Origin of the sequence: Chryseobacterium sp. D764 (assembly GCF_019317325.1) — a bacterium.
Taxonomy (GTDB): Bacteria; Bacteroidota; Bacteroidia; order Flavobacteriales; family Weeksellaceae; genus Chryseobacterium.
This window is the reverse complement of the sequence record NZ_CP079219.1, coordinates 3,494,091-3,516,483: the sequence shown is the minus strand read 5'-3', so window position 1 is coordinate 3,516,483 and position 22,393 is coordinate 3,494,091. Positions and strand designations below refer to the sequence as shown.

The window sequence follows — 22,393 nt, the reverse complement described above, 5'->3', positions numbered from 1 at the left end:
ATTTATTTTTAATTCAAGCCATCCTGTGACTGAAAAAACAGACAAACAGGAATACATATCCTGTCTGTCTGCTTTGTATTTCAGACTTTATATTTATAATCCTGATAACTATATCATTATCTGAATCTTACTTTACAATAATTTTACCGGTTGAAATTACTTTACTGTTTGCGGATGTAATCTTGTAAATATAAGTACCACTGATTAAATCCTGTGTATTCACGGCGTTATTATTTTGATTAATGTTCTGTTTTTTGAATAATTTTCCTGAAACATCATACAATGCTACTTCACTTGCAGAGTTGTCGCTGATGGCAAAGTGAATATCATTTCCTCTTTTCACAGGATTTGGATAGACTGTACTGTTCTCTTTTACCGATTCAATATCTTTCACGGCAAGAGATGAAGCACAGGCAACGTCTGTTCTCCAGTTGGCATCTGTCATATTGATCAGGGCTGCAAAATGAGTGTTTGCCGTAGCATCTAATGCACCTAAACCACTTCCTTCATCCATTTTCCAATTAGCTTCAAGGCCAGTGGAATTGGCAGGAACATTACAGCTGTTACTCAATATTTCCTGAGGAGTCAACGCTTTTTTCCACACTCTGAATTCATCAAGGAATCCGTTGATTGTACGGGAATTGTCATAGTTTCTTCCCAAATACAGAATTCCGTTTGCTGTAAAGTTACCCGTTACTGCAAAGCTGGCATCAAGGTTCCCATTGACATAAATTTTCATTGCTGCCCCATCATAAGTGGCTGCTATATGATACCATGTATTGGTATTGAATGCTGTATTTGTATTCAATTTTACCTGTGATGAACCGAAGCTCAGGATAAACTGAAGTTTGTTATTCGCCAGATTTCCGTCTCCGAATCTAAGCATTGCCGAGTTATTATCTCCTACTTCCACTCCCATTACTGATGAAATATAAGGGAATCCTGTTTTGAAAGCATTTACTTTTACCCATCCTTCAAATGTCATCGCATTTCCGCTCAGGTTAAACTGTCCTGCATTAAGATAGTGCGTGCTTCCGTTGAAAGAAAGAGATCTTGCTCCGGGACTTGTAACAGGTGCAAAGCCACTGTTGAATGATCCTTCTCCTGAATAAGTACTTGTAGTTCCTCCGGCACATCCCGCCTGTACTTTCCATACATAACTTGTATTTGGGGTAAGATTTTGAAGTGCGTAAGAATTGGTTGTAATATTCGGAATTTCAGACCATGTTGTAGCTACTGCAGTTTTATATTGCAGTGTATATGAAGTTGCATTTACTGCATCCCAGGATAGCTGAGCAGTATTACCAAGGAAACTTCCGGAAGTTAATCCTGATGGCGTAGTGCAGCCACTTCCGGAGTTAAACCTTGGTGCAAAAATATAAGTACTTGTTAATGTCGGTGAGCAGTTGGACTGTATTCTCCAATCGTAATTGGTATTCAGGGTAAGGTTATTGATGACAATATTATTTCCTGAATAGTTACTGGCCACATTCGTCCATACTGTAGAATTGGCTGGTTTGTAATCAATATTATAAGACTGGGAAGCATTGGAAGTCCAGTTCAGTTTTGCTGAAGTTCCTGTCACGTTTGAAACATCGAGTCCTAATGGCGGATCACATGTTTGTCCCTGAGACCATGAGTACAACTGACCACTTAAAAGTGTGTTTTCATTATAGAGAATATTGGAGCCTGTACTCAGGTAGCTGGCTACATTAGTTCCTGCCAGATCATACCACATGAATACCCCATATTGATCATTTTTTGTGCTGGTCGCTAAGCTTGCCAGTGTAGTGGCAGAAGTTGAGCTTGGATTCGAGTTTTGAATCCATGTTGCCGCTGCAGAGATTTTGGATTTATTAAGAGGAGGAACTACAGGCGCATTGTATGTACTGTACATCGAATTCCATGTGTAATCGATATAGTTTCCTGCTAAATCTCCATTATAAGTTTGTCTGGTTGTAGCCGGGCCATAGTAGTAGAATGTAATCAGTTTATCCGGCATTGCTGCTTTTAATTCCTGCAGAAGCATGACAAAAGAACTGTTATTAGGCTGCCCCGTTCCGTTATTTCCGTATCCTGCATATTCATCATCAAGGTCTACTCCATCCAAGCCATAAGTATAGACAGTATGAGCAACCTGTAACGCAAAATCTTTAGCCGCTTCACGGTTTGGAAAATTAGAAATTCCTGCTCCCTGGTGATTTCCTAAAAGATCCAGTAATACTTTTATTCCTTTTTGCTGTAAAGGTTTTACATAGGTATTGACATCATTAAGGACTTTAGTGACGTTATTATTGTTTGAAATATAAGCTCTGTTTTTAGAAACATCATAATTGATATTCGCTGCAAAAATAATAGCAACGTCAAAAAGCTGTCTGTTGGTATTCTGCAAAGTATAGGAACCTGCGTTCAGCATATTATTGTTGTTCACCTCCACATAGCAGATTCCTAAAGGATCTAGCTGCTGTGCCTTGAGTAATGGGGCTGACTGAAGCATTAAGGCCATCAGGGGAATAAAAAAGGATTTTTTTCTCATAGTATATCAATTTTGTAGTAGAAAAATCATTGGGCTTCGGCCCAATGACTGTGGTTATTATTTTACAATTAGTTTTTCGGATTGTTTTAAGCTTCCATCATGAGATTCAAACTGAAGAATATAGTTTCCTGCCGAAAGTCTGGTCAATTCATACTGATTGTCTCCGGAGTTCAGTGATTTCGTATCTACGATTCTTCCATTAAAGTCATAAACCGTTAATTTTCCTTTGCTGTATTCATCCGAAACAGATACGGTAAGTGATGAAGACTTGCTTACCGGATTAGGATATAATTTTATCTGATTTTTAATGTTTATCTGTCCTGCATTTACTGCCTTTTGGATCGAAGCATTTCTTGCTAATAATGAAGTTCCTGTTGTACATGGCAGATCTGTTCCCCAATTGGAAGCATCAACACCTGTCAATGTTAAAGTCACGCCATTTCCTGAAGTATCCTGAACAGTAGAACCACTGCCTTCGTTAAACTTCCAGTAGGCAGCCAATGATGTAGCCGGAACTGTTACATTACACATATTCTGACTGATTTCCGTTTGGCTTAATGCACGTTTCCATACTCTTACCTCATCTATTTTTCCATTGAAGTTTCTTGATGTATTATATAAATATCCTACATTGAATGCTCCTGTTGAATTCACATTTCCGGTTTGTGCTTTAGTTGCATCCAGAACACCGTTGATATACAATTTCATATTGGCACCATCATAGGTAGCCGCCACATGATACCAGGTATTGGCATTCAAAGCTGTTGCAGAGGCCAGTTTTTGCTGTACATTATTAATACTTACAACAAACTGAAGCTTATTATTTGCCAGGCTGGCATCTCCTAATCTTAAGAATGCAGAATTGCTGTCGCTTACTTCTGTTCCCATGATAGAAGAGATATAAGGAGAAGCTGATTTGAATGACGAAGGTTTGATCCAGCCTTCAAAAGATAATGCAGAACCGCTTAGTGTAAGATTTCCGGCAGTTCCTGATTCAGTGCTTCCATCTAAAGATAATGCGTAAGAACCTGTAGGAGCCGTTCCTGAAGTGCTTGTAAATCTTGGAGCAAACATATAGGCACTTTTCACACTGCAATTCGTTCTGATTCTCCAGTCATACTCGGTATTGGCTGTTAATCCGGAAATGGTTACAGAAGTGGAGCCTGTTGCTGATACAGCATTCGTCCAAGTTGTTGAAGAAGCCGGTTTATAATCAATATCATAGGTATTGGTTCCTATGGCTGACCAATTCAGTTTTGCACTTGTTCCTGTAAGATTGCTTGTGTACAACCCAATAGGCGCATCACAATTTGCCCCTTGTGTCCATGACTGTAAAGTACCGCTTAAAACAGTTGGCTCTCCGTACAACGTCTGAGTTCCTGCCGAAAGTTGTGACGTTTCATTAGTTCCATGTAAATCATACCACATGAATACTCCGTATCCGCCATTTTTGGTCTGTGTAGCCAGACTGGTGGTTGTAGAATTGGAAGTATTTCCCATCCATACGGCAGCAGGAGAGATTTGTGCTTTAGTAAGAGGAGGTACATTTGGAGCGGAGAATGTTCCATACATTGCGTTCCAGCTGTAATTGACATTATCCCCTACTCTGGCTCCGTTCCAGGAAAGTTTTGAAGCTGCAGGACCATAATAATAGAATGAAATAATTTTATTCGGTAATAGTGCTCTGAGCTCCTGAACAAGCATTACAAAAGAACTGTCATTAGGCTGCCCTGTCCCATTGTTTCCGTATTCTGAGTATTCATCATCAAAATCAATTCCATCAAGACCATAGGTATTCACTGTATTGGCAAGCTGTAATGCAAAGTCTTTTGCTGCTTCACGGGTAGGGAAATTACAGATTCCCGCTCCCTGGTGATTTCCCAAAATCGTCAGTACTACTTTCATTCCTTTTTGCTGAAGTGGCTTTATGTAGGTATCTGCATTGGTAAGAACCTTGGTAACGTTATTATTGGAATACAGATACGCTCTTCCACGGCTGGTATCATAATTAATATTAGCCGCAAAAATATTCACCACATTGAACAGATAGCTGTTTGATGTCTGCAGTTTGTACGCTCCTGCATTCAGGAGGTTGTTGTTGTTCACTTCTACATAGCATATTCCGGTAGGACTAAGCTGTTGTGCGTTAATCAGAGACCCTGACTGAAGCATCATGGCAATCAGTGCAGTAAAGATGGATTTTTTTTTCATTGTATAATTTTTTTAAGGTGTTTTTGGTGTCTGAATTTTATATAGCATTCCCCTGACACCTTCTTTTTCAGGAAGGAATCTCAAATGAATACACCATATAAAAGGAAGGGCTATGTCAGTAGCTCCGGGTTTTCGTTAAAGGTTTTCCATAACAATTCACCGAATAGCGTATTTGCCCATGCAAACCATTCTCTGGTGAACTTTTTAGCATCGTCTTTATGGAAGGATTCATGCATAAAGCCTGTTCCTCCGTGCGTTTTCTGTAAGGTATCTATACACCATCTGATCTCACTTTTGTCATTGGTAGTGAGTGCCTTCATTATGATACTCATTGGCCAGATCATATCCAATCCGATATGTGGACCTCCTATTCCTTCTGCCAGCTTTCCTTTGAAGAAGAACGGGTTATTTTCTGACCACACAAATTTTCTTGTATTCAAATACACAGGGTCATCAGCTTTCACCGCATCCAGATAAGGCAGTCCCAGCAAGCTTGGACAGTTCGCATCATCCATCAGGTTGTAGCTTCCAAAGCCATTTACTTCAAAAGCATAGATTTTTCCAAATTCAGGATGATTGTAAATTCCGTATTTTTTGATGGCTGTATCTACTTCATCAGCAAGGCTGTTCAGTTGTTGAGCCAGTGTTTTTTCATTTTTAATCTGAGAAACCATTTCCGCAGCCTGGCGTAAGCTTACTACTGCAAATAGGTTAGATGGAATCAGGAATCCGTAGATGGTAGCATCATCACTTGGACGGAACATAGAACTGATCAATCCTACAGGTTTCGTCGGATAACCATATCCACCCATAGGAACTCCATCTGTTGCCCATGCTGTTGTACGCTCAAATTTGTAAGGTCCCAGATCATTTTTTCTCTGCTGTTCTGTAAAGGTCTGCAAAGTAAGTTTTATTCCTTTCAGCCAGTTGGCATCGAAAGGTTTTGTATCTCCTGTTGTTTTCCAGAAGTGATAGGCCAAACGGATAGGATAGCAAAGAGAGTCTATTTCCCATTTTCTTTCATGGGTTCCCGGCTTCATATCGGTATGGTCATATTCTTTCCATTTACTGATCTTTTGGTCATCGTTGTAGAAAGCATTTGCATAAGGATCTTTCAGGATAAAAGTAGTCTGCTTATGAATCACTCCTGAGATCAGCTTGTGCAGCTTTTCATCTTTTTTGGAGAACTGCAGGTAAGGGAAAACCTGTGCAGAACTGTCACGAAGCCACATAGCATCAATATCCCCTGTGATTACGTACGTATCAGGCGTTCCGTTGGTTTCACTATAGAAAACAGTAGTATCTAATGTATTGGGAAAACTGTTTTCAAAGAGCCAGCTGAGTTCTTTGTTTTTAACTTTCTTTTTAAAAGCAGCAATAGCATTTTCTACGGATTCGCTGGTAAAATGTCTTTTTTCTTTAGGAACGCGGACAACAGGAAAATCGTCCAATACTAAATTTTTTGCAAAAACATTCTGAGTAAACAGCAATCCGGCTCCTGCCAGTGCACTTGTTTTAATAAAATTTCTCCTTTCCATTGATACTTTGTTTCGTTTATTTTTATTAGTCTTATTTTACCGGTCTGCTGCCCATTACAAATCTAAGCTCGCCACCGTTCATAATATCACTGTGATTCAATTCCCAGCTTTTGTATTCTTTTCCGTTCAGGAACATTTTCTGAACATAGATATTCTTGTCAGATATTTTGTCTGCAATCACGGTAAACGTTTTTCCGTTCTCCAATTGTAAAGAAGCTTTTGGGAACTGTGGTGCTCCGATAGCATAAACAGGTTTCCCCGGTGTCACAGGATAGAATCCTAATGAAGAGAAAATATACCATGCCGACATTTGACCGCAATCTTCGTTATTGACGATTCCGTCCGGTTTTGCCGCGTACATATTGTCACGGATAAATTTTACCATTTTCTGAGTCTTGTAAGGGCTTCCTGCATAATTGTACAGGTACGGAACATGATGTCCCGGCTCATCACCAAATCCTAGAGATCCGATAAATCCTGAGATATCAACATGCTGTTCTCCTTCCATATGAAGGGCTTCTGTAAAGGTTTTATCCAGTTTTTCTTCAAATCCTTTTTTCCCTCCATACAGATTCATCATTTCATCAATCTGATGAGGAACAAAGAAATCGTAAGCCCAGATGTTTCCGGAAACCCAGTGTGGCTGCAGTTTTTTCCAGTCGTTAAGAGTAAAATCTGCTAAGAATTTCCCGTCTTTTTGTCTTGGCCAGAAGTGATTGTTTTCTTTATTGAAAGTGTTCAGGAAGTTCATAGAACGTTTTTTATATACTTCTGATTCCTCTTTCTTCCCTAGTTTTTCTGCAAGCTGCTGAATACACCAGTCATCATATGAATATTCCAGTGTTGCAGAAACTGAAGCACCGTTTTCTGATGGGGTGTAGCCTAATTTAATATAATCATTAAGACCTCCGCCACCATCACTGCTGCTCATTTTATCTGTTAAAGAAGCATCTTTCATAGCAGCAAATGCTTTTTCCGCGTCAATACCCGGAACACCTTTGGAAATAGCATCCCAAATTACCGAAGCACTGTGATACCCTAACATACAGAAGTTATCATATCCGCAAAGTTCCCAGATTGGCATGTGGTCTTTACGATCTGTATATCTGCTGATCAGGGAATTGGCAAATTCTTTTGTGTGTTTCTGATCCATAATGGTCAACAGCGGGTGAGTTGCTCTGAATCCATCCCAGTAGGAATAGGTACTGTAATTCGTGAACCATTTTGTATTCATGTTTTCCTGAGCGGCCACATAATCTCCATTGGCATCCATATAAAGATTTGGTGCAATGAATGTGTGGTAAACGCCTGTGTAGAAAATTTTTCTCTGGCTGTCTGTACCTCCAGTCACCTGGAATCTGCCGATCAAATCTCTCCATGTCTTTTGAGCTGTTTCCTTCGCTTTTGCAAAGTCAATATTTTTTGCTTCAGTATCGAAATTTTCCTGTGCGTTTTCTGTACTCACCGGAGACAGTGATACTTTTACTTCAATACTTTCCTGATCTTCTGTAGAGAATCTTACAAAGGCTTTAGCATCCTTGGCAAGGGCAATTTTTTCATCATTTTTGATTTTTCCGTCAGCATAAACGCCGTAAGACTTAAACGGTTTGGAAAACTCCATGACGAAGTATGCAAATCGTTTACCTCCCCAACCATTGCTGTAACAGTAACCTTTGATTTTATTATTGCCTTCTACACTTATCAAAGTGTGGTAGATATTTCCGAAGATTTTATTCGTTGGATCAATAATGATATTAGACTCATCACTTTTCGGGAAAGTATATTTATGAAATCCTACTCTTGGAGAAGCGGTAAGTTCTGCTTTTATTCCATAGCTGTCCAGCATTACAGAATAGTATCCCGGAGATGCCACTTCTTTATCGTGCGTGAATTTTGAACGGTAACCTGTTTCAGGGTTTTCCTCAGATCCCGGAACCATTTTTACCTGTCCCACAGTAGGCATTACCAGAATATCTCCAAGGTCTGCCCATCCTGTTCCGCTAAGATGGTTATGACTGAATCCCATAATCGTTTTACTGCTGTAGTGATATCCGGAACACCAGTCCCAGTCGCCACTTTTTGTATTCTGATCCGGACTCAGCTGTATCATCCCGAAAGGCGTAGTTGCCCCCGGAAACGTATGGCCATGTCCTCCTGTGCCTATGAAAGGGTCTACCCAAGATAAAACATCATTTTTATTTTGCTGGGCACTGGCTACAGAAAACAGGGCTGTAAAAAAGCAGATAATCAGTTCTTTTTTCATGATAAGAGAGGTATCGGAGATTTTTTTGTTTAAAAATAGGAAAACCATTATAAAATTCCCAGAAAACGGGAAAATTAAGATGATTAACCTATTTTCCTAAACTTTATATTACTGTATTAAATTGAATTCTTTTTCATAAAATCAATGATTTCTGAGATATATCCAAAGGCAATCGCAACTACGGTATCAGCAGCACCATAATATACTGTTACTTTGTCACCTTCTGTAAGGGCTGCACAAGGGAAAACCACATTCGGTACATCTCCTGTCAGTTCATACAATTCAGCCGGAGCCAACAGATAAGGCTTCGTTCTGTACAATACTTTTGTAGGATCTTCAAGATCAAGCAAAGCGGCTCCCATAGAATACCTGAATCCTCTGCAGGTATTGATCACTCCATGATAGAAAAGCAGCCATCCTTCTTCTGTTTTGATAGGAACCGGCCCTCCTCCTATTTTTGTACACTGCCATGCACTGTCTTCAAAAGGAGTTACTTTCATCACGCAACGGTGCTCTCCCCAGTACTTCATATCAGGGCTGTAGCTGATATAAATATCACCGAAAGGCGTATGTCCGTTATCACTGGGACGGCTCAACATGGCATATTTACCATTGATTTTTTCAGGGAATAAAACGCCGTTTCTGTTGAAGGGAAGAAAGGCATTTTCACACTGAAAAAATTCTTTAAAATCAAAAGTATATCCAATTCCGATGGTAGGACCATTGTATCCGTTACACCATGTAATCCAGTAGCGATCTTCTATAAAAGTAACGCGGGGATCGTATTTGTAATCGGATTCGATCATATCTGTATTTCCTGCCTGCATTTCAATAGGATCATGATTGATGTCCCAATTGATTCCATCTTTACTGAAACCGGCGAAAATATTCATCTGTACTGCCTTGTTATCACAACGGAATACCCCTGCAAATCCATCCTCAAAAGGAATTACTGCGCTGTTGAATATACTGTTGGATGTTGGTATCGCGTATCTGTTAATGATCGGGTTTTCGGAAAACCTCCACATGATATCATTGCAACCTTCCGGGCGATCCTGCCAGGGGATCATTACTGATTGAGCTGTCATAAAGTATTTTTTACTTTTTATTTTTAAATTATTATTAATTGATTTGTTGTTCTTTCTGATTTTCCGGATAAGGGAAAGGAACGAATAAAGTGGCCAAGAATGCAGGAATCGTAGCAATCAGGACCCAGATAAAGAACATTTTGTATCCGATCCAGTCACTGATCATCCCACTGAACATTCCGGGAATCATTACGCCAAGATTCATAATTCCTGTTGCAAAAGCATAATGAGCAGTTTTGTGTTTTCCTGGAGCAATCTGCTGCATCATGTAGAGCATTAATCCTACAAAACCAAATCCATAACCGAAATATTCTACCACCACAGCAATTCCCACAGGCAATAGATCTGAAGGCTGATAATGCGCTAATAAAGCATATACCACAAATGGAATATTAAATGCACAACATAACCAGATCAAAGATTTTTTCAGTCCACGGGCTGAGATAAAATATCCCGCCAGAACAGAACCTAAAATGAATGCCCCGGAACCATAAGTTCCATAGACAAGTCCGATGTCTGAAGTGGATAACCCCAATCCTCCTGAAGTTCTTGGAGCTTTAAAAAATAATGGAGCAATTTTGATTGCAAATCCTTCTGCAAAACGATATAGAATGATGAAGAGTATACACCACAGAATCTTCTTTTTGGTAAAGAAAGAGGTAATCACTTCCAACAGTTCTTTACGAACATTTCCGGCCGTTTTCTCATCTTTCAGTTCTTCTTTATTTTCTTTTGGCAGAATGAAATAGTGGTAGATAGCCAATACAAAAAACAGTAATGCATAGATCACCATAATGATCATCCAGGCATTGGTAACGCCTTTTGTTTTTTCTAAAATACCTGCAAAATAAACGAGTGCTCCACTACTGATAATCTTCGCCAGATTGTAAAAAGCGCCCTGCCAACCGATATATTTTGCCTGCTCTTTATTGGTAAGAAAGCCAATATACGTTCCGTCTGCTACCACATCATGGGTAGCTCCACAAAATGCTATTACAGCAAAAAGTGCAATACTGTATTTGAAAAAATCATGCATCGGCAGACTTAGCGCTACTAATGCAAACAGAATTCCTATGGCAAACTGAGTAGAAACAACAAAGAATTTTTTTGTTTTATAGATCTCCAGGAACGGGCTCCAAAGCGGCTTTAACGTCCAGGAGAACAGGATAAGGGCTGTCCAGAATGTGATCTGTGAATCCGAAACTCCCATATCTTTATACATGATTCCTGAAACCGCATTAATAGTTACAAAGGGTATACCCATTGCAAAGTACAATGTGGAAATCCAAAGAATTGGCTGTATCCGACGGGTTCCGGAGTTGTTTTTTCCCATATTTAAAAATAAGATTCTAAATAAAAGAGAACATCTCAAAGATTCATTCAGGCTAAAAAAAACGAAACTATAAATTTTTTGGAGATTCTACTCTATTCTCCCGCCTCAATGAATGTGTCAAATAAAAATCTGATGTTGAGATGTCTCTTTATTAATGAGTGATTCTGAATATTTTTTATTTCTTATCCCACCATAGCTTAGTACCTCCGGTATCAGGTCCGTTGAGCATCTGTGAAGCCTGCTGGTAATTATAGAGAGAAGTTTTGGTATCAATAGTAAAAGGAATTCTTCTGATCATGGCTTCTGTACTGATCGCTCCACCACTGTCATTTTTTCTTACTTTGAAGAGAATCGGATATCCAGTTCTTCTCTGCTCAGCCCACGCTTCCGGTCCGTTTGGATAAAGAGAAAGCCATTTTTGAGTAATGATTCTTTCTAATTTTCTTTCGTTGGTATCTCCGTTATTCCATGCAATCGTGATAGTACTTAACTGAGGATTTCCAACAGGTACGTTATTGTCTGCATTTTTCGGATCAAGATAAGGTGCTTCTGTAGAAGTTGTATCAGCAAGATAAGTGGCAACATTGGCACTTTTTCCCCATTCTCCGAAAGACTGCTGAACTCCGGTAGTATAGTTGGTTTGAATATCTCCTGCTCCTGCATATCCTCTCAAAGCAGCTTCAGCCTTCAGGAACCATGTTTCTGCAGCAGTGAATAATTTCATTTTACCATCTGTACCGGAAAAATAATCTCCGTTGGCAGATTTTGCCTGTGGTTGTGAGAATCCTCCGTACGTTGATTTACCATTTAGTAAATCAATCCCCTGGCGTATTCCTATATATTTTCCTTGTAAACCAGCATCTGATGCCGGAATAGCATATGCCGGAAGTCTTGGATCGTTATATCCGTTCATATAAGCCATCAAAGGTGCACCTATTAAACAATCTCCCCATGAATAAATGATGAAGCTCAATTCTGATTGTCCTACACTGATCAAAGCATTGTCTGCGTTATCAGTAATCAACCCTGCTGATGAAGCCAAAGCCTCTTCTGCATATTGTTTTGATTTTGCAGGATCAGCATAGCTTATTCTCATTGCTAACCTCAGCTTTAATGAATTTGCCAGTTTTGCCCACTGAGCCATATTTCCTCCATACACTAAATCTGCATTTTTCAATGATGTTTTATCTTCTACGTTCTTTGTCGCGGGCATTGCCATTACTTTCTGCAAGTCTGTAATAGCAGTACTAAGGTCAGCGATAAAATAATTGTAGGCATCCTGTTGGGAATCAAAATCAGTAACTCCGTTAGGATTCGGTTTTTCATATTTACTGTAAACTACCGGACCGTGATTATCTGATACTCTAGCTGCTGTAATCACTTTAAGAATTTTCTTAACAGCAAATGTTCCTGTAAAATCAACTCCTTGATAATTGTTTTTGGCGGCATTATCAATAATGATAGAATAGTTAAAGATATCCTGTTGTCTGGCAATAATCCTGTTGTTCCACCCGTCCATCATAGAATAAGTAAGGTTATTTACCCCTCCGTTGAATGGTGTTGCTGTACTGAACATTCCGCTGTACATATCTGCACTTAAGTTAGGATACAGCTGATAATCTGCCTGAAGCCCTCTCTGGATAGATTTCATAGGATTAACAACGGCGATAAAATCTGCGTAAAAATTTTCAGGACCTCCCAGCTTTTCCTGATTATATTGATCAAAGTCATTGGTACATCCTGATGCGGAAAACAGCACTGCTGCTCCAAATACCAATGTTTTAATAGTATTAATTTTCATTTTCGTAATTGTAAAAGTTAGAAGTTAGCTTTTAATGATAATCCGATAGATCTGGTAACCGGCAGACCGAATGAGTCTACTCCCACTCCACCAGGCGTATTTCCTGATACCTGTTCCGGATCAAATGGTGCTTTTTTATAGAAGAAAAATAAATTGGTTCCTACTAAGCTTACCGTTGCATTTTTCAAATATTTTGAGTTGACATCAAACATATATGAAACAGATGCCTGGCGTAGACGTATTGTTGTAGCACTATACAGATAAGCTTCATCAACTCCTTTTCCAAATCCTTCGGTTGTTCCTACTGCTTTATAATAATCTTTTGCATTCGTCAATCCAGTATAAGCTTGTCCTGCATTAGGTGTCCCAGGTGCATAGACTGCATTTGGAATAGATACACCTCCTGCGTCTCTTGCGTCAGCAGTCGACTGGCTTACCCCATATATATCATTCGCTTTTTCTGTAAGAGAAAGAACTTTACCTCCAAATTTACCATCAATAAGGAATGATATTCCCAATTTACCAATATTAAATGAGTTATTGAATCCCATAATAAATTTAGGGTTAGGATTTCCTAGATAAGAAGGAATACCCTCTGCTAAAGGAACGCCTTTTTCATTCACAAGAATACGTCCCTGATCATCTCTTTTAAACTTGATTCCATAAAGGTCTCCAAAAGATCCTCCCAGTTTAAGTTTTGTATAATCACCTCCACCAGTCAATGGGAAAGTAAGCTCCTGAGAAACATTTATACTTGTAGGAAATAATTCAACAATCTTATTCTTATTAGCTGATGCATTCAATGTAGTTGTCCATCCAAATTTCTCTGAACCAAATATTTTATACGATAATGAAGATTCAAAACCTGTATTTCGGATTTTCCCTGCATTGATATAATATGATCCAGGTGCCAGTCCTCCTAAATAGGACGGAATTGTAGTTTCCAACAACTGGTTACTGGTATTGGAGTTATAATAAGTAATATCAAAATTTAATTTGTTATTCAACAATCTTAACTCTGTCCCAGCTTCAAAAGTTTTGTTAAGTTCTGGCTTTGGAAGCAATGCTTCAAAACCTGCACCTGTAGCAAAAGAACTTTTAGGATACACAATTGTTCCTGCGTCTACTCCATATACATACCCTTTGCTATATTCAACCATTGCATTAGTAATATTGGTAGGTAATCCCAAACCAACAGTTGCATAAGACCCTCTTACCTTCCAGAAATTAATCACTTCCGGAAGTTTAAAGATAGAAGATAGGATAGCGTTAGCACCTACAGATTCGTAGTCAAAGCCTGTTCTTCCTGTTAATGCCAAAGTAGAATCCCAGTCGTTTCTGAAGGTCATATCTACATAGAACATATTTTTATACCCAACGGAAGCACTCGCAAAAACGGACTGTACCTGTTTTTTCATGTTCGTATAGATATTATGATACCCATCTCCTGGCGATCTGTTTACATTCCACTGAAGGTTATTCAAAGTGAAAAGGTTAGGATTTGCCAGATAAGCATTATCAATTTGTCCTATTTTATTTCTTGTTGTATTGATACTTCCTCCTACTGTAAAATCTAAAGAGATTGACTCACTTATTTTAGGACTACCTATTAACAAAACATCGCCGTAAGTAGAAGAATTTTCATACGTATTTTTAAGCATTCTACCATTAGTACCATTAGCCAGTAAACTTGGTGCTGAAAAGGCTGCAATATCACGCTGGCTATCTGAAATATTCCAGCTATAGTTTCCTCTTACTCTCGCTGTTAACCAAGGATTGATCTGGTAAGACAATGATAGAGCTCCGTATGTATTTTTATTGCTAACTGTAACAGGGTTTCTGTTTAAGATCCAGTAAGGATTCTGCGTTACCGGATTTCCTTTGAAACTTCCGTCTGGATTTACTTCCCACCAGTTTTGAGCCGGCAAAAATCTTGTTTTATCTAAATAAGAATAATTATCAGCTCCATATTGATCAAAATCTACTCCTCTCGGTAACCAGTACAAACTCGTCAAAGGAGAAAAAGAAGCTCCGGGAGTCTGTCTGTTCTTACTTTCCTGTAATGAACCAATAAAGTTAGCGTCTAATGTCAGTTTATCATCCAAAAACTTACTTGAATTCCTGAAAGAAACATTGTACTGATCAAAATAAGACATCGGAACCACTCCTTTGTTCGTTGTATTACCAATGGAGAAATAGCTTGTTGATCTCTCATTTCCTGACTGAAAAGAAAGGCTGTTTACCCATGTCGTTCCTGTCTGCAGAAAATCTTTAAGATAGTCCTTTGAGGATCCTTTTGCTCCCCAGCTGTCTACAGCCTGTCCTGGTTGTGATCCAGATACAGATGGATCATAAGATAAATAACTATGTTGCAGCTTTGGAAGGCTGTAAGCTCTGTCAACTGTAAGGCTGGAGCTGTAAGTAATTGAACTTTTCCCTGCACGTCCTTTTTTAGTCGTAATCAAAATAGCACCATTCCCTCCAGCTGAACCGTATAATGCAGAAGCCGAAGCTCCTTTCAGGAAGTTGATGCTTTCAATATCATCAGGGTTGATAGAACTCAGTACATCTCCCGGATCCGGCATATTGGAATACTGACCGATATCCGCTGATTTTCCTGTTCCGTTGATAATAGGAATACCATCAATTACATATAATGGCTGTGCATTGTTGACAGACTTATTCCCTCTCATAATCACCCTTACTGAGCTTCCTACACCATTGGTCCTGTTGATCTGTACGTTGGATACTTTTCCATTGATTGAATTTAATAGATTGGGAGTTTTCACTTCTGTAAGCTCATCTCCACCAATCTGCTGACTGGAATACGTCAAAGAGCGGGCCTGCCTTTTTATCCCCAAAGAGGTGACTACGACCTCCTCAATACTGTTTGTCTTCGTAGTGTCGGCCGATTTTTTCTCCTGTGCATTCGCAGAAAGTGAAAAAACGAACAGAACAGGTATAACTGCTTTTCTCATAAGGTATAGATTCGTTAGATTTAATTGAGAATCAATTACATTGCTTTATTTTTCAATACAAAAAAAATTATTGTTTTCTTAGCAAAAAATTGCCGTTTATGTATTAAATTATTTAAAGTTTTGTTAAGATTTAATTCACATTCACAAATCTAAATTTTGTAACCAGTCTGATATAATACTATTTTATCATAAAACGATATTATTTTTTCAGCAATTTTATTTAAAAGCCATTAAACCTTTATATATCAACAAAATACACCTTATTAATTTCTATCAAAAAAAGAGGATTTATCTTAGTTTTTTATCAAAATAAAACCGGATATAACTACCCGGTTTTGTGTTTTATTTTGAACTGATGATACAGAAAAAATGAATTTTAAATGAGTATTATTCGATTTTTTTCACCCCTTTGAATTGTTCTTTAAATTCAGTAGGAGTTGTCTTTTTTATTGACTTAAATACCTTATTGAAGTTGGCAATATTATTAAACCCCGCTTCAAAAGCGATTTCAAAAACGGTAAGATTCTTTTCCATCAGCCACCGTGCGGCATAGCTGATTCTTATTTCATTCAGATAATTAATGAAAGTCTTTCCGGTTCTTTTTTTAATAAACCTGTTGAACGTTACATTACTCATATTCACCAATGAGGCTGCATTGTCCAGAGTTATTTTATTTTCAAAATTCTTATGTACAAAATCATGAACGACCTTCATTTTATCATTATCTGCAAAAGTTTCAAGCTCAATACTATACGATGACAAGAGCGTTTTGTTTTCTGCAACTGCCAGTTCATTCAGAATTTTCATAATTTCTATGAATGATTCAAAGCTGTTCATCTTTGACAGATTGAGAAACGAATCTTTTAGTTTCTCAGCCGTTTCCGTAGAAAAAAGAATTCCTCTGATGGAATCTTTCATCAGATTGTTGATGGGTTTCAGAATATTTTTCTCCATCAGTGATTGTTGAAAGAAATCCTGGTTAAATTGTATTGTGATTTCGTGGGTTTTCCTGTTTTTGCATCTGTAATTGGCCCAGCAATGTGGTAAATTGGGTCCTACTAAAACCAGCTCAATGTTTCCTATTTCTCCGGTGTGATCTCCAACCATTCTCCGGTATCCTTTTCCTTTGTAGATAAAGTTGATTTCAATTTCCGGATGATAATGGTATGGAAAATCAAATGATGCTTTAATCCTGTCAAACACAAGAAAACTGTCCTCAGGAGATAGTGGAGTTATTTCTCTCAGAATATTTTCTAATTCGCTCATGCAGGCAGTTTTGAAAAAAGGTTAATAATATAGACCGTAATACAAATCTTTGTAAAAATGATAAAATAATATCAATGTAAAAACATATTTCCGATTTATTTTATTCCAATTCCATATGGCTTACATCAGAAATTTGGGTATCATTAATTTAATACAGCTCAAATCATGCTTTTTTGTATCTTTAAACTAAAGTTAAAGTATGCCGCAACAGCTTATTTTTGAAGATCACTATAAAAGACTCGGACTGGAAATATTTTCAGAAGAAAATCTGGAAAATTTCAACGGAAACCATTTCAGAACTGATATCAAAGTATTTTTTATTCCCTCAGGATACGAACTTACGGTAGATTTTAATCATTACAAAACACAGAAACCCTCACTGTTTTTTTTGACGAACCAACATCTAAGCATACAAAAAGGAAAAGATGAATCTATTCTGCTTTTCTATAACCGTGATTTTTATTGCATTCAGATTCATGATAAGGAAGTAGCGTGCGATGGACTTCTCTTCCATAATGTATTTGAGATTCCTTTCGTAGAGCTTGATCCTTCCGAAGCGACTCTTATAAAAGATCTGTTTCAGAATATTCAGGATGAACTTGAATGGAAAGATTCGTCTGCTGAGGAAATGATCAGAACCTATGTAAAACAGATTATCATCCGGGCTACCCGAAAATGGAAAAAACAGAATTTAGATAATGAAACACTCAGAATACCAGGCAGTGAACTTGATATTTTCAGAGACTTCAGCAGACATCTGGAAATACATTTCAGAGAAAAACATAATGTAGCAGATTATGCAGACCTGCTTCACATTGCCCCAAAGACCTTAACCCATAAATTTAAAAATTTAAATCTGGATTCTCCCAATCAGTTCATCATCAACAGAATTTTATTAGAAGCAAAAAGGTTACTATTCTACACCGATAAACCTGTTAAAGAAATCGCCTACGATCTTGGATATGAAGATCCGGCCTATTTCAACCGCCTTTTTACCAATAAAACAGGCAATACTCCTTCCAATTTTAAAAAAAATTACTCATCGGGAAAAAAGTACAATATTTAAGTCTTTTTATCTATTGAATACTCCCTATCACCGACATACCTTTGTAATATCAAAATCAAACAACATTAAATACAAAAACAAAACATTATGAGACGTAACGCAACAGCCGTTTGGAACGGTACCATCAAAGAAGGAAAAGGACACTTAACTACTCAAAGTACGACTTTAAACCAGACTCAATATTCTTTCAACAGCCGTTTTGCGGATGGTGTAGGGACAAACCCTGAAGAATTGCTGGCAGCAGCTCATGCTGGATGTTTCACCATGAAATTAGATGCAGAGCTTTCACAGGCAGGGTACAATCCTGAAGAGCTAAAAACAACTTCTGTAATTACTCTTGATCCAAATATTGGAAAGATTACAAAATCTGAACTGACTTTAACTGCTAAAGTTCCGGGAATCTCAGAAGAAGAATTCCAGAAATTTGCTAAGATTGCTGAAGAAGGTTGCCCTGTAAGTGCAGCATTCAACTTTGAAATTACATTGAATGCTACTCTGGAGCAATAAAAATATGAATTTCAACATCAATAGGAACGGGCTTTAGCCCGTTTTTTATTTTAAAACAATTCTATTGGCTTTAGTCAAAACTTAAAGACACACAAGATCTGTATCCGTAAATTTTAAAATAAAATATACCGAGTGGTATATTTTTGTATATTTGTATAGTATTTAACCATTTATAATGTCGAAGGCCGAAAAAACAAAACAGCATATCATCGAGAAAACAGCAACTCTTTTTAATACAAAGGGTTATATTTCCACATCGCTGTCCGACATTACTCAGGCAACCGGATTAACGAAAGGAAGTATTTACGGAAATTTTGAAAATAAAGATGAAGTAGCCATTGAAGTCTATAAATACAATGCCGGATTGCTGGGCAAAACCCTCAGCCGCTCTTTTAGTGATGAATATCCTAAATCCCTGGATAAGCTTCATGCTTTTGTAGATTTTTACCGGAAAAACTGGAAGTTTGTTTTCTCAAACGGAGGCTGTCCCATCATGAATGCGGCAACAGAAGCTGATGACTCTTTCCCTGCTTTAAAAAACCAGGTTAAAAAATCTTTTGAACAGTGGATGGCCAAAATATCAGCCGCTATTCTGGAGGGACAACAGAAGGGTGAAATTGATAAAAAAGTAAATGCTGAGCAATATGCGTCCCTATTCATCATGCTTATTGAAGGTGGGATTCTGCTCTCAAAAACAATGGGTGATCAAAGTTTTCTAAATCATGCTTTGGATAAAATCATCTACATGATTGATCATGAACTCAATATTCTTCCATCATAAATTATACAAATATGGAAACAAAAAAATTGGCAATTGTAGGATACAACAGAATTCCTTTCGCCAGAATGAATACAGCTTATTCGGAACAGGGAAACCAGGATCTGCTGCTCGCTTCTCTGAACGGATTGATAGATCGTTATCACCTTAAAGGAAAAAGACTTGGAGAAGTTGCCGGCGGTGCAGTGATTAAGCATATTTCCGAAAGCAACCTCATCAGAGAAACCGTGATGAATACTACTCTTGATCCGGCAACTCCTGCATGTGATCTTCAACAGGCATGTGACACGGGCATTGAATCAGCTATTTATATAGGAAATAAAATTGCGCTAGGCCAGATAGAATGTGGTATTGCATGCGGAGTGGAAGCTATGAGCAACATCCCGTTTGAATCTTCTCCCAGATTAAGAAAAGCACTCTTAAAAGCCAATAAAGAAAAATCAGCATTTGGAAAAATAAAGCAGCTTTTAAGCCCGAAACTGAAAGACTGGATGCCTATTCCTTATAAAGGACAGGAGCCCAAAACAGGTCTGGTAATGGGAGAACATACAGAAATTACTGCTAAATACTACAAAATATCGAGAGAAGAACAGGACGAACTGGCTTTAAAAAGTCATCAGAATATGGCAAAAGCCTATGACGAAGGATTCTTTGATGATATGATTACGCCTGCCTTCGGATTAGATAAAGATAATAATATGCGCCGTGACAGCAGTATTGAAAAATTATCACAGCTAAAACCTGCTTTTGATAAGCAAAACGGAACTTTAACAGCGGGAAATTCAACGCCATTTACCGATGGTGCTTCTGCAGTTTTACTGGCCAGTGAAGAATGGGCAAAAGCCAACAATCTTCCTGTTTTAGCATATATTACTTTTTCAGAACTGGCAGGAATAGAATATGTTGAAAATAAACAGGATTTACTTCTGGCACCCGTTTTTGCTGCAGAAAGAATGCTGAAAAAAGCAGGTATGAACCTCTCAGATTTCGATTACTATGAAATCCATGAAGCATTTGCCGCGCAGGTTTTAGCTACCATAAAAATCTGGGAAAATGAAGAGCTTGCCAAAAAATTCGGATTGGAAAAGGCACTTGGTAAGATTGACAGAAGTAAGCTGAATGTAAAGGGAGGAAGCCTTGCCGCAGCCCATCCTTTTGCAGCAACAGGCGGAAGAATTATTGCAACCCTTGCAAAATTACTTGATGAAAAAGGCAGTGGAAAAGGTTTTATATCCATTTGTGCCGCACGTGGACAGGGAGTAACCATGATTTTAGAGAAATAAAAGTTGAAAGTATGGATAGATTAGCACAATTACAGCAATTCATCGGAAAAGAATTTGATCAGTCACCATCTCCTTTTATGAAATGGCTCAACCCTATTGTTCTTTCTGTTGAAGAAGGCCAACTGGAATTTCAATATACAGTAAGACCGGAGTGGCTGAACCCTATAGGAAATCTTCACGGTGGAGTTACCGCAGCAATTGTAGATGATATCATTGGCGCCACCATGTTTTCTTTAAATGAAAATTCTTTCATTACCACTATAAATAATGTCATAGATTATTTTTCAACTGCAAAAGAAAATGATAATATTGTAGCTGAAACTAAAATCATTAAAAGAGGTAAGCAATTCGTAAACGCTCAATGCGAAATATGGAATGCAGACAAAACACGATTAATCGCAAGAGGAACCTCGAATTTATTCAAAATCAATAACTAAGTATGAAAAGAGTTGTCATTACAGGTCTTGGCGCGGTGACGCCTTTGGGAAACAATGTCGAAGAATTTTGGCAAAACAGTATCAACGGAGTGAGTGGAGCAAATACAATCACCCATTTTGACACAGAAAAATTTAAAGTACATTTCGCATGTGAGGTTAAAAATTTTGATCCAAAACTCCATTTAACACACAACGAAATCAAAAGAAGTGATCTATTTTCACAATATGCAATGTATTCTACCGCGGAAGCTTTAAAAGATTCCGGACTTGAACTGGAAAACATGGATCCATTTGATGTGGGTGTTATCTGGGGAACAGGACAAGGCGGAATGTGGACTTTTGAAAGCGAGGTCATGAACTTTGCAGCTGGTGACGGAACACCAAGATTCAATCCTTTCTTTGTCCCGAAATTCATTGCCAATATGGCATCGGGAATGATTTCCATGAAATATGGTCTTCAGGGAATTAATTATACAACAGTTTCAGCATGTGCAACCGGAAATACAGCTTTGATGGACGCCTTCAACTATATCCGTCTTGGAAAAGCGAAGGTGATCGTAAGCGGTGGTTCTGAGGCTGCCATTTCTCCGGCTTCTATCGGTGGATTTTCCATTATGAAAGCTATGTCTACAAGAAATGATGATTTTGCAACAGCCAGCCGTCCTTACGATGCAGACAGAGACGGTTTCGTGATGGGTGAAGGCTCAGGAACATTGATTCTTGAAGAATATGAACACGCCAAAGCAAGAGGGGCAAAAATATATGCAGAACTGGTAGGTGCAGCCATGACAGCGGATGCTTATCATATGACGGCACCTCATCCCGACGGTGTTGGAGCAATCAAAGCAATGCAGCTGGCTCTTAACGAAGCAAAGATCACTGTAGATGATATTGATTATATTAATCCTCATGCCACTTCTACTCCGCTTGGAGATCTGGTTGAGCTCAATGGAATTAATAAATTATTTAAAGGAAGTAAAAATCTTGATATCAGTGCAACGAAATCCATGACAGGCCACCTGTTGGGAGCTGCGGGAGCTGTAGAAGCCATAATTTCTATTAAAGCGATTCAAAACGGAATTATTCCGCCAACGATCAATCTTCACAGTATAGATCAGAATATCCCACAAGATATCAATATTGTCTTTGGAGAAGCAAAAGAAAAAGATATTACCTATGCTTTAAGTAATGCTTTTGGATTCGGAGGGCATAATGCGACTTTAATTTTCAAGAAATTCAGCTAATTTGAATTAAAATAATTGAGAATCCCTGTATGAAATCATACAGGGATTTTTTATTCTAACTTAT

Annotated in this window: 15 protein-coding genes; 6 read left to right on the top strand and 9 right to left on the bottom strand. The window is 38.2% G+C overall.

What is annotated here, in order from left to right; all coding sequences use genetic code 11:
* Positions 1-127 precede the first annotated feature (127 nt).
* The 9 genes from KYG33_RS15965 to KYG33_RS15925 all read right to left on the bottom strand — a co-directional run bounded on the left by KYG33_RS15965 (position 128) and on the right by KYG33_RS15925 (position 17,014).
* Entirely contained in the window at positions 128-2,536 is a 2,409-nt protein-coding gene (locus tag KYG33_RS15965; protein ID WP_219072059.1) for an endo-beta-N-acetylglucosaminidase H, read from the bottom strand.
* A gap of 57 nt (positions 2,537-2,593) precedes the next feature.
* Complete coding sequence (locus tag KYG33_RS15960) at positions 2,594-4,747, bottom strand: endo-beta-N-acetylglucosaminidase H (protein ID WP_219072058.1); 2,154 nt, start codon at positions 4,745-4,747, stop codon at positions 2,594-2,596.
* A gap of 110 nt (positions 4,748-4,857) precedes the next feature.
* Positions 4,858-6,285 carry a glycoside hydrolase family 125 protein gene (locus KYG33_RS15955; protein WP_180564962.1) on the bottom strand — a complete coding sequence of 476 codons (1,428 nt, stop codon included), beginning with the start codon at positions 6,283-6,285 and terminating at the stop codon, positions 4,858-4,860.
* 31 nt (positions 6,286-6,316) lie between these two features.
* Positions 6,317-8,548, bottom strand: a complete 2,232-nt coding sequence (locus KYG33_RS15950) for a GH92 family glycosyl hydrolase (RefSeq protein ID WP_077413678.1) — start codon at positions 8,546-8,548, stop codon at positions 6,317-6,319.
* A gap of 116 nt (positions 8,549-8,664) precedes the next feature.
* On the bottom strand, positions 8,665-9,636 hold the full coding sequence (locus KYG33_RS15945; protein WP_047376309.1) for a glycoside hydrolase family 130 protein: 972 nt from the start codon (positions 9,634-9,636) through the stop codon (positions 8,665-8,667).
* Positions 9,637-9,670: 34 nt separating this feature from the next.
* Complete coding sequence (locus tag KYG33_RS15940) at positions 9,671-10,969, bottom strand: MFS transporter (protein WP_219072057.1); 1,299 nt, start codon at positions 10,967-10,969, stop codon at positions 9,671-9,673.
* Positions 10,970-11,144: 175 nt separating this feature from the next.
* A complete protein-coding gene (locus KYG33_RS15935; RefSeq protein WP_077413432.1) occupies positions 11,145-12,770 on the bottom strand; it encodes a SusD/RagB family nutrient-binding outer membrane lipoprotein in 1,626 nt (541 codons plus the stop codon).
* Positions 12,771-12,787: 17 nt separating this feature from the next.
* Positions 12,788-15,748 carry a SusC/RagA family TonB-linked outer membrane protein gene (locus tag KYG33_RS15930; RefSeq protein ID WP_077413431.1) on the bottom strand — a complete coding sequence of 987 codons (2,961 nt, stop codon included), beginning with the start codon at positions 15,746-15,748 and terminating at the stop codon, positions 12,788-12,790.
* A 387-nt stretch (positions 15,749-16,135) separates the two neighbouring features.
* Positions 16,136-17,014 (bottom strand): AraC family transcriptional regulator, encoded by an 879-nt coding sequence (locus KYG33_RS15925; RefSeq protein ID WP_077413430.1) that lies wholly within the window; start codon positions 17,012-17,014, stop codon positions 16,136-16,138.
* Between the two features lie 199 nt (positions 17,015-17,213).
* Between KYG33_RS15925 and KYG33_RS15920 the strand changes: the two genes are divergently transcribed.
* The 6 genes from KYG33_RS15920 to fabF all read left to right on the top strand — a co-directional run bounded on the left by KYG33_RS15920 (position 17,214) and on the right by fabF (position 22,329).
* A complete protein-coding gene (locus tag KYG33_RS15920) occupies positions 17,214-18,080 on the top strand; it encodes a helix-turn-helix domain-containing protein (protein WP_219072056.1) in 867 nt (288 codons plus the stop codon).
* Positions 18,081-18,167: 87 nt separating this feature from the next.
* Complete coding sequence (locus KYG33_RS15915; RefSeq protein WP_077413428.1) at positions 18,168-18,587, top strand: OsmC family protein; 420 nt, start codon at positions 18,168-18,170, stop codon at positions 18,585-18,587.
* A 175-nt stretch (positions 18,588-18,762) separates the two neighbouring features.
* Entirely contained in the window at positions 18,763-19,368 is a 606-nt protein-coding gene (locus KYG33_RS15910; protein WP_077413427.1) for a TetR/AcrR family transcriptional regulator, read from the top strand.
* Positions 19,369-19,379: 11 nt separating this feature from the next.
* Entirely contained in the window at positions 19,380-20,648 is a 1,269-nt protein-coding gene (locus tag KYG33_RS15905) for an acetyl-CoA C-acetyltransferase (RefSeq protein WP_219072055.1), read from the top strand.
* Positions 20,649-20,659: 11 nt separating this feature from the next.
* Complete coding sequence (locus KYG33_RS15900; protein ID WP_047380254.1) at positions 20,660-21,085, top strand: PaaI family thioesterase; 426 nt, start codon at positions 20,660-20,662, stop codon at positions 21,083-21,085.
* Positions 21,086-21,087: 2 nt separating this feature from the next.
* Positions 21,088-22,329: a beta-ketoacyl-ACP synthase II gene (gene fabF, locus KYG33_RS15895; RefSeq protein ID WP_077413425.1), complete on the top strand. Its 1,242-nt coding sequence runs from the start codon at positions 21,088-21,090 to the stop codon at positions 22,327-22,329.
* Positions 22,330-22,393: the final 64 nt, after the last annotated feature.